The 12,726-nt window shown below is 44.9% G+C and carries 14 protein-coding genes; 8 read left to right on the top strand and 6 right to left on the bottom strand.

The window, feature by feature from the left end; translation table 11 throughout:
- Positions 1–56: 56 nt before the first annotated feature.
- The 6 genes from AC5JBY_RS25060 to AC5JBY_RS25035 all read left to right on the top strand — a co-directional run bounded on the left by AC5JBY_RS25060 (position 57) and on the right by AC5JBY_RS25035 (position 4,247).
- Positions 57–422: a DsrE family protein gene (locus AC5JBY_RS25060; RefSeq protein WP_495907413.1), complete on the top strand. Its 366-nt coding sequence runs from the start codon at positions 57–59 to the stop codon at positions 420–422.
- Positions 423–480: 58 nt separating this feature from the next.
- Positions 481–1,398, top strand: coding sequence for a pyridoxamine 5'-phosphate oxidase family protein (locus AC5JBY_RS25055; RefSeq protein WP_495907412.1), 918 nt, complete (start codon positions 481–483; stop codon positions 1,396–1,398).
- A gap of 5 nt (positions 1,399–1,403) precedes the next feature.
- Complete coding sequence (locus AC5JBY_RS25050; RefSeq protein WP_495907411.1) at positions 1,404–2,426, top strand: FAD-binding oxidoreductase; 1,023 nt, start codon at positions 1,404–1,406, stop codon at positions 2,424–2,426.
- Between the two features lie 3 nt (positions 2,427–2,429).
- A complete protein-coding gene (locus AC5JBY_RS25045; protein WP_495907410.1) occupies positions 2,430–2,897 on the top strand; it encodes a nucleoside deaminase in 468 nt (155 codons plus the stop codon).
- A 5-nt stretch (positions 2,898–2,902) separates the two neighbouring features.
- Positions 2,903–3,787, top strand: a complete 885-nt coding sequence (locus AC5JBY_RS25040; protein WP_495907409.1) for a helix-turn-helix domain-containing protein — start codon at positions 2,903–2,905, stop codon at positions 3,785–3,787.
- A gap of 100 nt (positions 3,788–3,887) precedes the next feature.
- Positions 3,888–4,247: a hypothetical protein gene (locus AC5JBY_RS25035; protein WP_495907408.1), complete on the top strand. Its 360-nt coding sequence runs from the start codon at positions 3,888–3,890 to the stop codon at positions 4,245–4,247.
- A 66-nt stretch (positions 4,248–4,313) separates the two neighbouring features.
- Here the strand turns inward: AC5JBY_RS25035 and AC5JBY_RS25030 are convergent, their stop codons facing one another.
- From AC5JBY_RS25030 to trxA, 4 genes are all read right to left on the bottom strand, one after another.
- The gene (locus AC5JBY_RS25030) at positions 4,314–5,171 is read right to left on the bottom strand and encodes a Kelch repeat-containing protein (RefSeq protein WP_495907407.1); all 858 of its coding nucleotides are present in this window, start codon (positions 5,169–5,171) and stop codon (positions 4,314–4,316) included.
- 263 nt (positions 5,172–5,434) lie between these two features.
- On the bottom strand, positions 5,435–6,262 hold the full coding sequence (locus tag AC5JBY_RS25025) for a helix-turn-helix domain-containing protein (RefSeq protein WP_495907406.1): 828 nt from the start codon (positions 6,260–6,262) through the stop codon (positions 5,435–5,437).
- A 30-nt stretch (positions 6,263–6,292) separates the two neighbouring features.
- Entirely contained in the window at positions 6,293–6,790 is a 498-nt protein-coding gene (msrA, locus tag AC5JBY_RS25020; protein ID WP_495907405.1) for a peptide-methionine (S)-S-oxide reductase MsrA, read from the bottom strand.
- A 60-nt stretch (positions 6,791–6,850) separates the two neighbouring features.
- A complete protein-coding gene (gene trxA / locus AC5JBY_RS25015) occupies positions 6,851–7,165 on the bottom strand; it encodes a thioredoxin (protein ID WP_495907404.1) in 315 nt (104 codons plus the stop codon).
- A gap of 238 nt (positions 7,166–7,403) precedes the next feature.
- Between trxA and AC5JBY_RS25010 the strand changes: the two genes are divergently transcribed.
- Complete coding sequence (locus tag AC5JBY_RS25010) at positions 7,404–8,243, top strand: SDR family oxidoreductase (protein ID WP_495907403.1); 840 nt, start codon at positions 7,404–7,406, stop codon at positions 8,241–8,243.
- Positions 8,244–8,316: 73 nt separating this feature from the next.
- Positions 8,317–9,234 carry a helix-turn-helix domain-containing protein gene (locus tag AC5JBY_RS25005; RefSeq protein ID WP_495907402.1) on the top strand — a complete coding sequence of 306 codons (918 nt, stop codon included), beginning with the start codon at positions 8,317–8,319 and terminating at the stop codon, positions 9,232–9,234.
- A 44-nt stretch (positions 9,235–9,278) separates the two neighbouring features.
- On the opposite strand, the gene AC5JBY_RS25000 is transcribed toward AC5JBY_RS25005, so the two are convergent.
- Positions 9,279–10,961, bottom strand: a complete 1,683-nt coding sequence (locus tag AC5JBY_RS25000; protein ID WP_495907401.1) for a DUF3863 domain-containing protein — start codon at positions 10,959–10,961, stop codon at positions 9,279–9,281.
- 78 nt (positions 10,962–11,039) lie between these two features.
- Positions 11,040–12,722, bottom strand: coding sequence for a RagB/SusD family nutrient uptake outer membrane protein (locus tag AC5JBY_RS24995; RefSeq protein WP_495907400.1), 1,683 nt, complete (start codon positions 12,720–12,722; stop codon positions 11,040–11,042).
- Positions 12,723–12,726 lie beyond the last annotated feature (4 nt).

Genomic DNA, 12,726 nt, shown 5'->3' with positions numbered 1-12,726 from the left:
TCCATTCTTAAAAAGCAAATACCACGGGAACTTTGTGGTGTAATAAATTAAAAGATATGAGCAAGACAGCAATTATTATCCTCTCCGACCCTAAGGCTGGTTCGGAAGAAGCCCTGGGACGTGTATTCAATGCTTTAGCGGCAGCGTACGATTTCAAACACGCTGGTGAGGAGGTAAAAATCATTTTTCAGGGAGCCGGTACCAGGTGGCCGGAACAACTTGAAAAATCAGCGCATCCGGTAAACGGACTTTTCCTGGAAGTAAAAGATAAAATACAGGGTGTTTCCACGGGGTGTGCAGCTGTATTTGGCGCAGATGTATCGGGCTATGACCTGTTGAACGATAACAAAGTGCCAGGAACTCCTGGGTTGCCAAGTTTCGTAAGCCTTAAAAAGGACGGTTACGACATCCTTGTTTTCTAATCCATTTTTGATTATTGTCCTCCGGTACAACCGGAGGACAGTTGTTAAATCCTGAAGTATGGACGAAGTATTTCACAGTGGAGAATTGGAAATTCAACAGAGAGTAGGCGAAGTGGAAGCGGCTGAAGCGAATAAGAAGCTGGTAACACCTTATATAGTAAAGGGCGCCATAAACTTTGTAGAAAAGCAGCCAATGGTTGTTGTCGGCAGCAGAAATCAGGCAGGAGAATTGTGGGCCTCGTTGCTGATTGGCAACTTCGGCTTTGTAAAAGTACAGGACCCTACTACCATCATTTTCGATACCGGGAAGCTGACCAGCGATCCGTCAGATGTTTTTTATTCAAACATCACACATGATCAACAGATTGGGAGCCTGTTCATTGAACTGGATTCACGCAAAAGATTACGGGTAAATGGAACTTCCAGGCTGGTTGATTCAAAAATTGAACTCCATGTTGAGCATGCCTATCCCAACTGCCCTAAATATATACAACGCCGGGTCATCTCTATGCCCGAATACTTTGAAAAAACCAACCCGGAGCCGGTAGAAGGAACTGAACTGAATGAAGACATGGTCAATTGGATCAGGCGTGCCGACACTTTTTTTGTGGCCAGCGCAGGTGTGGATGGACGATTGGATGCATCCCACCGGGGAGGTAATCCGGGCTTTATTGAAATTATAGAGAACGGCACCTTAAAAATACCAGACTATCCAGGTGCGAGTTATTTCAATACTTTAGGGAATGTTACACAAAATCCCAAAGTAGGGCTGCTGTTTGTTGATTTTGAAAACAGACAAACATTACAACTTACCGGTACAGCAAGTCTTCTTTTTGACCAAACCACCGAAGCAGATCTTTTGAAAACCAAAGGCACAGGCCGTTTCTGGCTTTTTCACAATGCACGCTGGGTCCACACCATTGAACATCACCGGGTAGGTTGGAGCTTCCTGGAATATTCACCATTCAATCCCTGATGACCATGTTTACAGATTATATCGTCGACCGGATCATGGTCGAGAGTACGACAATAAAATCATTTTACCTGAATCCGCTGAATGGTATGCGGGTGCCATCCTTCATTCCTGGTCAGTATGTTACTGTTAAATTGCGTATCGCCGGAGAGGAACAGGAGCTTATCAGAAGTTACACCCTCTCGGATAGCCCGGATAAAGACTATCTGAGAATTACAGTAAAACGAGAGCCAACAGGCAAAGCTTCCAGTTATTTTTATAACTCAGTAACAGTTGGGGATATAATTCCAATAAGTAAACCGGTTGGAAACTTCATGCTTGATACGAACAGTCCAACACCAGTTGTGCTACTGTCTGCCGGTGTGGGAATTACGCCTATGCTAAGTATGACAGAATACCTGCAGAAGAACCAGCCAGACAGGGAAATACATTTTATACACTCCAGCCGCAACAAGCATGTTCAACCAATGTTGTTGAGGTTACAGGAGATCGAGGCTTTGTCTAAGCGCTTTAACTTGTCTGTGCTACATTCTGCGCCGTTGGAGGATGAGATGTTGAACCGTGATTATCATCTAAGCGGCCGGATAACAAGAGAGCACATTCCAACGGTACATCCTGGTGCAAGCTACTATATTTGCGGACCTCGCGACTATATTAAAGATATACGCGAGTTGCTGAGTCAGTTGGGAATCCCGGCTGGTCAGGTATTTTTTGAGTATTTTAGTGAAAGCGTTAAAGAGCAGCTGACTGAGGAAACCAGCAAGCATGAGGAGAAAAGCTTTAAAGTCAAATTGCTTAGATCAGGTAAAGAAGTTATTTGGGATCAGCGTAAAGGTTCTTTGTTAGAGTTAATTGAATCGGCAGGATTAAACCCGGCAAACAGTTGCAGGATGGGGACATGTGCTACCTGTGAATCGAAGCTTGTTAAAGGAAGTTATGAATATGATCCCGAGCCATTTATGGAGCCATCAGATGACAATATTTTAATTTGTTGTGCCATTCCGACATCGGATATGGAGATAGAAGTATAAAATATGCAGAAACAACAGGAAAATTACATGCGCCAATGTATAAGTCTGGCCAGAATAGCCTTGGCTGCCGGCGACCCACCCGTTGGCGCTATCATCGTTTTTGAAGGAAAGATTATTGGTAAAGGCGTCGAATCAGGCAGATCAACTTGTGATATCACCAACCATGCAGAAATACTGGCGGTTAGAGACGCTATCAGAAATGGTTATGCAGACAAGTTGCATCTGTCAGGTATGTATACCACACACGAGCCTTGCATCATGTGCTCTTATATGATCCGCCATCACAGGATTCCTGAAATAGTTTATGGAACATCCGTACCATTTATTGGCGGAGCGACCTCCCAATTCAACGTTCTGTCTACACAGGATGTACCCAAATGGGGAGATAGGCCGAAAATTATCAGCGGAATTTGTTCAACTGAGTGTAATGCACTCAATGATCAGTTCGCTAAAACATTCATCAGATCGTAAGCATCATGTTGTCACAATCTGTATATACGCTTGTCAATCAACAAAACGGCAATTTGTCGTTCAAACTATTTGAGTTTGACAATAACAGTTATTTCGATCATATCCAACGGAATAACTATTTCACCCTTATCATGGTCATGTCAGGTGAAGGAGTGGCCAAGGTCGATTTTTGCGACTATTCATTTAAAGAAAATACCCTGTTCGCTTTTTATCCATATCAACCATTTATGTTGATCTCGAAGACCCCTTTGAGGGGCATTGCCATCCAGTTTCACCATGACTTTTTTTGCATCTACAGGCATCACAAGGAAATAGCCAATAATGGTATCCTGTTTAATAATATCTATGAACAGCCATTTGTTTGCCTGAACGAAAGCTGTAAAACCACCATCTTAAATATCATCGAACAAATAGCCCATGAGTTAAGAACACAGGAGTTTAGAAAAGATGAGGTGCTTGTTTCGTACGTGAAAATATTATTGGTAATGGCCACCAGGATAAAGCTCGAACAGCAATCTCTGCAAGAGGCTGATAATGTTAATACTAAACAGCTCTTTGTTATACAGAATCTAAAAAATGCGATCGAAGATAATTTCAGGATAAAGCATTCGGCAAGTGATTATGCCAATCTCTTGCACCTTACCCCAATTTCCCTTGCACGGATTACAAAAAACCATTTCAATAAAACACTTTCTGACTTAATCACAGAACGGATCATTATTGAAGCCAAACGGGAATTATATCTTACGGATAAAACGATCAAAGAGATAGCCTATGAACTTGGCTACGAGGATGAATACTATTTTAGCAGGGTTTTCAAAAGCAAAACAGATATATCGCCGCAGTTTTATAGAGATACAGTTGGATTTAACAGAGGAGCTATAGAATGATACAAAATGGCACCAATCTGATACAAATCGATGAATCAATTAAAAGAAGTCTTGATACTTTTAAGAAGATTTAATCATTTAACCTTCTAAAAATTATCTTATGACAAAAAGGACCTTCCTTTTGATTGCTGCCATCATGCTTAGCTGTGCCTTTAACATGAAAGCAACTTCTGCATCGAAACATGTCAATCCCGCAACTAACCTGAAGGCGTCAACTCGTGTCTGGAATATGGTGTATTACGGTGGCAATGGCCCCATATCTGGTTTAACCTGGTCTAACGATTACCTGTATGTTACTTCCGGAGATTGGGTAGTCTATTCTGCACACGGATACGCATTCCTTAATCCATGGACCCCGGTTTATTGTAACGCTGCGGTCAATGCGAACACCTATATACAGGTAGGACCCACCGGCGGCGGTTCCGGCACCGTTTCTTTCTACGATTTCCAGAACTGGTAATAAAAAAGAATGGCGTCTTACTCAAGGCGCCATTCTTTTTATAATATTCAAGTGAGGCTATATTCCTCAATTCCCCACGTTACTAAAAGTCCAGAACTCATTCAGCCCACCTTTTACCAGGTACCCACTGCTGCCAACCCCAAACATAGACAATTGGCCATCGGCCCAGAAAGAACCGTATATACCTTCGATCACACTTGGCCAGCTGTCCACTGCCGTCCACTTATCGAGGCTCCAGTTGTATTTATAAAGATCATAACGGTATTCGTCCAGTACTTTTCCAAATCCAAGGTGTAAGGTCGATCCGATCATAAAACCTTTGGCACTTCTTCTCTTGTCGCCGGGAAATGGTGCTTTGGCTATATTGGGAGTTAAAGAGACTGGATCGATCTGCGTCCAGTCGTTGTAGAATCTTTTGGTACGTTCTCCGTTAACATATATCCAGGTAAAACCGAGACCGATATACACTTTATTATTAACCACATAGGCACTGCCTTGCGCCCTTACGCCGATCGGGCTGTTGCCTTTGTTCCGCCATTGGTTGGTGAGAATATTATATTCCCAATATTGATTGATAAGTGCCAGGTCGCCAATCCTCGAAATACCCGATACCACATACAGCTTGCTGCCAAATACAAAGCAAATAGGGTCGTCAACAGGCGTACCGGGAAAATTGGCCAGCTGAGTAGTCACACCAGTGAAAGGATCATATGACTCGAAACCCTGTGGATTCTCATACGAAATTCCACGGTATACCTTAGAGCCAAATGTGAGACGTATTCCATCAATAAATATCGGTTCAAAGGTCATGGACGACACGCGGTCCCACGATTTGCTGGCGGTATTGAACTTAAACACCTTACGAAAACGAAAGCCGGTAGCGAGGTAGTGCTCCCCATTCAGGTTAAAAACGTTGTTTTGCATTTCAGCTTCATTCCGCGGGTCCGTTGTAAGCAGAGGAACGCCGAGATCGCGCCAACGGTACGGGGATGAGATCGGCAGTAACAGTTGGTGATGCAGATAAGTCTTGAGAGGACGATACGTTGTTCAATGATTTTTCGCAACCGCCGAAGACAACGGCGAGCAGGCAGATCAATACAATATGTTTCATGTGAAGGCTGTTTGAAAGGTGAAGTTAAACACCTGAAAAGCCCTTTACAATCGCGAAATCGGGTGAGAAAATGACCCTACGCAGCCATCTCTCTGTACTCACTGGCTGCCTGCCCGGCGTGGGTTTTAAAAAAACGGCTAAATGCCTGGATATCCGGGAATCCAAGCTCGTATCCAATCTCAGAGATGTCTTTTTTAGTATAATGAAGCAGACGCTTCGCTTCCAGCAGAATCCTGTCCTGTATGATCATTAGCGGAGATTTCTCACCTATTTTATGCAAGGTATTGGTAAGTGTTTTGGGAGACTTGTACAACAACTCTGCATACTCTGCCACACTGTGCTTCTCCCGGAAATGCTGTTCAACCAGGAAGGTGAATTGCCTGAGAAATTCATGTTGATCATCATTGAGGCCAGCCATGGCTCCTTGCTTTTTGTAAATGCGCGTACACACAATCAGTATCCTTTTCAGCATCATCTGCAACATCTCCAGCTGAAGCTCATCCTTCATGGTAAACTCCAGACTGGCCAGCTTCCATGCCGTTTCCAATATCTCCAGTTCCATACCCGCAATGGTGATCAAGGGAATTTTGGCGGCCGCATAATACAAAACCCCTTTACATCCTACCTCGCTATCATGATTCAGCACACAATAAAACTCCCTGTTGAAACGAAGTAGTTTCATACCATTAACTACTTCGTATTCCACACGGTGGTACGGAGAGAGCGTGATCAATTGATTCGTATCAAAAACATAAGGAACACCATCTATCGTCAGTTTATTGCCATCAGTAGTGAACCACATCAACTGCAGTGTTCCCGGCATGGTAGTCCGGTAACTCCTGTAATTGTTGGTATCAACGTTTTCCAATTCAAAGTATTCGTCCTGGTTCCCTTTATAGATCATACGTTAGTGGTTAATCCGCCCTCCTGGTAATTATGCAGTCAAAAACGTTCCAAACCGCTCGAAATGACAGGTGTAGCCATTCGGACGTCTTACCAGGTAGTCCTGATGTTCTGGCTCTGCTGGCCAGAAGGTAGAATAGGGTTCCAGGGTAGTCACCACCTTGCCAGGCCAGCGGCCGGAAGCATCTACAATCTTAATGATCTCTTCTGCTGTTTCCCTTTCTTCTTCATTTTGAATAAAGATCGCCGACCGGTAGCTGGAGCCAATATCATTACCCTGGCGGTCGACAGTTGACGGGTCGTGGATCCTGAAAAAATAATCCAGCAGCGCTGCAAAAGAGGTCTTGGCAGGGTCATAGGTAATTTCCAATCCTTCAGCATGTCCGGGATGGTTACGGTAAGTAGGGTGGTCATTCTGTCCACCGATATATCCTACCTCGGTATCCAATACCCCCGGCTGTACACGGAAAAGATCTTCCATTCCCCAAAAACACCCACCGGCTATATACGCTTTTTTAAAATTGCTCATAAGTTCGTTTTAAGATTAACAATAACATGCCCTCTGCTGTTCAAACAATGCCGCCAGCCCTTAATTCAGCTGATCGATCCTTTTTATAAGTTCGCCTTTGGGTTGTAAACCAACTGTCCTGTCTACCACTTGTTGATTTTTGATAAATACAACAGTGGGTATACTGCTGATGCCATAACGCATGGCCAGGTCAGGATTGGAATCGACATTTACTTTCACGATCTCTACTTTGCCCTGATAGTCTTCAGCCAGCTTTTCAACAGTGGGGGTCAGGGTTCTACAAGGTCCACACCAATCGGCATAAAAGTCAACGACAACAGATTTTTGCTGTGTCAATAATAGATCAAATTCGGAGGAGTTGTTAATTACTTTCATAAAATGTCGTTTTAAAGTTTATAATTATTTTACTCCACAAATTTACTATACAGGGGAGGCGGTATTGTTATCGCTTTTACCCGCTGTGTTGGCAATTCTTCCCTTCTAAGCCCAAAAACGGGGCAGCCAGCGCAAATAGTTGTTCTGGCTACAACAACCATTGATCCGGCTACTTCCACCCTCACTGTTCTGTGCAATTTTACATCGTTAAAGATCATTCACTTAAAAACTAATAAAAATGAGCACAGTAAAAGTATGGTTCGTCACAGGCGCATCAAAAGGCCTTGGTTTAACGCTTGTCAAAGAATTGTTAAGGAAAGGCTATAAGGTAGCCGCCACATCGAGAAACGTAGACGAACTCAAAAAAGCGGTAAATGTTACATCAGAAAGCTTGCTGCTCCTGCAGGTCGATGTAGTAAACGAAGCAAGCGTTGCAGAAGCGATCGCAGCAACCGTAAAAACATTTGGAGCTATCGACGTGGTAGTCAACAATGCAGGCTACGGTCAACTGGGCACCCTGGAAGAACTGAGCGATCAGGAAGCAAGAGCCAATTTCGACGCCAATGTATTCGGCACCCTCAACACCATAAGAAGCGTGATGCCCTTGTTTCGTAAAAACGAGAGAGGCCACATCATCAACATCTCATCCATAGCAGGCTTCCTGGGCGGGTTTCCCGGCTGGGGTATTTACAATGCCACAAAATTTGCAGTAGCAGGCCTCACTGAAGCCTTGTCGGCAGAAGCCAAATCGCTGGGCATCAACACTACCATTGTCTATCCGGGCTATTTCAAGACCAACTTCCTGCTACAAGGGTCACTCCGGATGGCAGCGCACCCCATTGCCGCCTACCAGGCAGCGCGCGATCTGGAAGTAGTACACGAAAAACAAATAATTGGCAATCAGCCGGGTGATCCCGAAAAAGCAGCCACAGCATTCATTAAATTAGCAGAAATGGAGCAGCCACCCCTGCACCTGTTCCTCGGTACAGATTCATTCAACATGGCAAAAAGTAAAATTGAGATACTCCAAAATGAGCTCGCAGCAAATGAAACGATCAGCAGATCAACTGATTATTAAGGAAGTGGGTATATTCAATTTGGTAAAATGTAAGCAGGGCTGATTGTTCAGCCCTGCCTTTAAAATACAAACAATGAAAGAGAACCAGGTACGTCGTATCAAAACCATCAGTGAGTTTCACGCGATCAGCGGATTGCCCAAAGCAGAACATCCTCTAATCAGCCTGGTAGATTACGGTCTTGTCAATTATCAAACGGACGAGAAGGAGATCAGCTGGGTACAGGATTTCTATTCCATTGGCCTGAAACGCAATATTCAGGGCAAGTTCAAATATGGCCAACAGCAATACGACTTTGATGAAGGCCTGCTATCCTTTGTATCCCCGGGACAGTTAGTGAAATTGACCGTCGATAAACCAGCCGTACCGCCATCAGGCGTGCTATTGTTTTTCCATCCCGATTTTCTCTGGAATACACCACTGGCCAAAAATATAAAGCGGTACGATTTCTTTGGATATGCAGTCAACGAAGCACTGTTCATGTCCGAAAAAGAGGAAAAGGTCATTGCAGATATACTGCAGAACATTCAACGGGAGTACCAGTCCAACATCGATAAGTTCAGTCAGAGTATTATCATTGGCCAGATCGAAGTATTACTCAACTATTGCGACCGTTTCTACGAACGTCAGTTCCTGACGAGGAAAATCACCAACCATCACCTGCTTGAAAAGCTGGAGGAGGTATTGGAAAAATACATCAATAGCGATGACCTGCTCAATAAAGGCCTGCCCACTGTTCAATACATTGCAGGCGAATTGAACATCTCGCCCAATTACCTGGGTAGCCTGCTCAAAACATTGACACAGCAAACAACCAAACAGATCATACAGGAGAAACTCATTCAGAAAGCAAAAGAGAAATTATCCATAACCCAACTATCCGTGAGTGAAATTGCCTACGAATTGGGTTTTGAACATCCTCAATCATTCAACAAGTTCTTCAAAAAGCAAACCGGTCAATCCCCTGTAGAATTTCGCTCCTCCTTTAATTGAATTAACAAAGAAGGCGGATCAACAACCTGATCCGCCTTTCAATATTATTTCTTAGAAGCCTTCATCGATAAAGCCAACGTATTCTTCTCAGGCTTTAGCCTGAATACAGCTCCATTATCGGGCGTGGAAAATGTCCCCGATAAAGCAGTAAAGTCATAGTCGAATTTTTCAAAACTGCACACCAGCTTTCGATTCGATACGCTGGTAAACGGAGTTTTTGCGCCGGGCGCCACTTCAAGATCGAAATACCAATCAACAGAAGTTTTACCCACCAGCTTAATGGAAAAAGCTTGCTCCTTCAACTCCATCCGCAGTTCACCTCCATCGTTTAGTGGCCAGGTTACAAGTACGGTTGCTGCACCAACATTGGTAAACACAGGATCGCCACCCTTCAGCAACACTTCCTTGCCGTCTGCAACACCCTTGATGCGCATACCTGCCAGTTGATTGGGCTTGCTCCAGAGATAGCCATCTACAACAGGAAGCGTGAAAAAGCTGCATTCGTTGGAAGTGGCAGTTTTAGTAGTATAATAATCTTCCAGCCTTTCATCAAACAAATGAATATCCCGGATGCGCATGCTGCCATCCTCCCACAGAATATTCACCCGGTAAAAGCGGCTGTTGTACCACAAAGTTTTCTGGTTGCTGCCCTCGATATCTTTCGTCACAGCAAAAGAAGTAGCGGGAGTTACGGGATAAGTTTTCTTAAACCATTTGCCCGATTGCTCCATGGTCTCCAGTTTTACCTTCCCTGCTTTTCTCAAGCTGTCGAGCAAAGGAAGCTGAATCTCAAAACCCTTCTCCATCGCGGCCCAGGTAAATGAATTTTCCTGCCCGGCCTGCGTATAGTTGAAGCCAAGCGCAGGATCATTGGCAAAAGAACCCAGGAACCAGTTCACCCAGCTTGCACTGCCACCAGCCCTGGGATACACGGGCTCGAGTGTGATCACCCCCTGCCTCCGTGAATTGATGCCCTGGTCATATTGACGGATAGGATCACTACCCAGCATACGGAATACAGGCACGGGAATTTGTTTATCTGCATGCTGCGCCGGCATATACGAATTGATCTTACTGGGGTAATAAGCTTGGTTCCAGTATCCACCCCACAGCGTATAGCCATCTGTACCATATTGATCCTTACAGTTGGCAGAAGCGATGATATGATACTTCTCCCATAAATAATTCAGCGTGTGCGCATCGATAAACCACGAAGCCACCGAGCGCGGATAGTAACCAAAAATGCGTTTGAAGTCTTCCATGTAAACATCGGCGATCTTCTCACGCTCAGCCGGTGTATAGCCGGTAGCAAAGCCCACGTCTGCATGCCAGTCCCAGGCGTAGCGACCCCGCCAGGCAAGACCAGCTTTCTCGATCAGCGGTTGTGGGAATTCCCACCACGCACCAATTTCAAAAGAGGCGGCAGGCAGACTTTTTAAAAGCGTTTGATACCGGCTATCCATCAGCGCGTCATATTGCAAAAGGAAAGAACCGGGAATACTATACTTCTTCATGATCTCCACTTGCTTCACCACGGTCTGGTACAAAACATCCTGCGTGATCTTCGGATCTCGTGGTTCCAGCAACCGGATAAAATTGACAACATTCACGATCCGGGGCGATGAAACAGAAGACCGTTTAGCGGTACTTTTCTTTTGACCGGTAGCATAAAAGCAAAAACAGGAAATAGCGAGGGTACAGATCAATATTCTTTTTATCATCATCATAATTAGTATAACGAAATGAACAAATGCACAACAAAACAGACAGGCAATTTAATACATTGCCTGTCTGTATAAAGAAGATTACCAGTTGGGATTTTGATCCAGCTTCTTACCATTGGCAGCATAGAAAGCAACTTCTTTGGTCGGTAAGGGCTGCAAATAATCTTTCGCCGGATCGAATTTGCGACCCTTCTCTGCGATCAGGAAACCGTTGGCATCTATCCTCGATTGAAACGAGGCATCACTGTAAGGTGCTTTGGTAGCCCATTCGGTGCCCACGATCTTGATACCCTTTACATCCTGCGGTAATTCCGTCTCAGCCGTTTTCCACCGGCGGATATCATCATACCTGAAGCCCTCCAGCGCCAACTCCACAGTTCGCTCACGACGCAGTTCTGTGCGCATATCGAGGTTGTTGGTGGTGATGAAACCATTGGTAAGACGAGGCATATTCACCCTGGTCCGCAGTTTGTTTACGGAAAGGTCAAGGTCATTATCAGTGATAACTCCGTTCTTCTCAAACAATGCTTCAGCATAGATCAGCAACACTTCAGCATACCGGATAAGATGGCGGTCAAAGTCAAACATACTGCCATCACCCATACGGCCCGAGTTATTGGCAATCGGATCTTCCGACATGTACTTATAAAGAATATAACCCGTATTGAAATTACGCTGTGGCTTGTCGGGCCAGTTGGCCACCTTATTAACGGGGTTGAAGACACGGTTCGTTAAAGTGCCGGGAATGATCATCGTCATCGTCATGCGTGGGTCTCTGTCCTGGAATTCACTGATAAAAGTTTGATACCCTTGAAATACAGTGCCGGGAGATGTAATAGGAAGTCCGTTCTTATCGAGATACATATCCACCATTTTGCGCGTCGGATTGTAACCATCCTGGTCATACATATAAGGCGCATCATGCCCAAGGATATTGCGTGCATACCGCCGATCCAGGATAGATTCCTTTGAATCGTCACCGGGCTCCAGGAAAAGATAACGGTAGCTATCCGCACCGCGACCTTGAAAAAGGTCATAAACATTGCTGGTAATGAGCTCGCGCGAGTCGGCTATAGCCCGGTCGAGGTAGCCACCTGAAGCAGCATCACCCCTGAACTTTCCCCACGTACCTTCAAACAGCGCCACCCGTGAAGCCAGCGCAAGCGCAGCGCCTTTGGTGATCCGGCCCACATCGCCGGCGGCAAGTGCAGACTGAGCAGGCAGATCGTTCTTCGCTTCTGCCAGGTCTTTGAGGATAAAGTCGGCCGTCTCTTTGCGACTGGCCCTGGGCGTAAACAATTCAGGATCGCCGGTGGTAAGCACTTTAGAGAAAAGAGGAACACCACCATAGATCCTTAGCAACTTCCAGTAATACCAGGCACTGAAAAATTTCGCCTCAGCTACATACCTTTTTATTTCCGCGTCTGTCGTGCCTGCGCCTTTTCCAATGATATTATTGGCACTCCGTATATAGCCATAACTGGTATTCCATTGACCGGAGTTTTCAGCAGGCTGGTAACTGCCGTTACTGATGGTATTGGGAACATTGAAAGAAATATCAGATTCATTGTCCTCTGCACCAAACCTGTCCAAACCGTTATACAAATTATTAGCCGCCAGCTTGAAATCATTGCCGGTTTTCCAGAAAGTCGCGTCCGTTACACTATCCTGTGATACGAGGTTGAGGTCTTTGTTGCAGCCATTCCAGCCAACGGCGGCCAGCAACAGCCAGCACCACGTTAGCCTATAAAAAATATTTTTCATGTCG

The sequence above is a fragment of the Paraflavitalea sp. genome, from assembly GCF_059502485.1.
This window is presented reverse-complemented; position numbering and strand designations above follow the sequence as displayed.

What these genes read in the sequence shown, in the direction of transcription:
- AC5JBY_RS25060 (WP_495907413.1), top strand. Translation starts at nt 57, where the DNA reads ATGAGCAAGACAGCAATTATTATCCTCTCCGACCCTAAGGCTGGTTCG.
- AC5JBY_RS25055 (WP_495907412.1), top strand. Translation starts at nt 481, where the DNA reads ATGGACGAAGTATTTCACAGTGGAGAATTGGAAATTCAACAGAGAGTA.
- AC5JBY_RS25050 (WP_495907411.1), top strand. Translation starts at nt 1,404, where the DNA reads ATGTTTACAGATTATATCGTCGACCGGATCATGGTCGAGAGTACGACA.
- AC5JBY_RS25045 (WP_495907410.1), top strand. Translation starts at nt 2,430, where the DNA reads ATGCAGAAACAACAGGAAAATTACATGCGCCAATGTATAAGTCTGGCC.
- AC5JBY_RS25040 (WP_495907409.1), top strand. Translation starts at nt 2,903, where the DNA reads ATGTTGTCACAATCTGTATATACGCTTGTCAATCAACAAAACGGCAAT.
- AC5JBY_RS25035 (WP_495907408.1), top strand. Translation starts at nt 3,888, where the DNA reads ATGACAAAAAGGACCTTCCTTTTGATTGCTGCCATCATGCTTAGCTGT.
- AC5JBY_RS25030 (WP_495907407.1), bottom strand. Translation starts at nt 5,171, where the DNA reads ATGCAAAACAACGTTTTTAACCTGAATGGGGAGCACTACCTCGCTACC.
- AC5JBY_RS25025 (WP_495907406.1), bottom strand. Translation starts at nt 6,262, where the DNA reads ATGATCTATAAAGGGAACCAGGACGAATACTTTGAATTGGAAAACGTT.
- msrA (WP_495907405.1), bottom strand. Translation starts at nt 6,790, where the DNA reads ATGAGCAATTTTAAAAAAGCGTATATAGCCGGTGGGTGTTTTTGGGGA.
- trxA (WP_495907404.1), bottom strand. Translation starts at nt 7,165, where the DNA reads ATGAAAGTAATTAACAACTCCTCCGAATTTGATCTATTATTGACACAG.
- AC5JBY_RS25010 (WP_495907403.1), top strand. Translation starts at nt 7,404, where the DNA reads ATGAGCACAGTAAAAGTATGGTTCGTCACAGGCGCATCAAAAGGCCTT.
- AC5JBY_RS25005 (WP_495907402.1), top strand. Translation starts at nt 8,317, where the DNA reads ATGAAAGAGAACCAGGTACGTCGTATCAAAACCATCAGTGAGTTTCAC.
- AC5JBY_RS25000 (WP_495907401.1), bottom strand. Translation starts at nt 10,961, where the DNA reads ATGATGATGATAAAAAGAATATTGATCTGTACCCTCGCTATTTCCTGT.
- AC5JBY_RS24995 (WP_495907400.1), bottom strand. Translation starts at nt 12,722, where the DNA reads ATGAAAAATATTTTTTATAGGCTAACGTGGTGCTGGCTGTTGCTGGCC.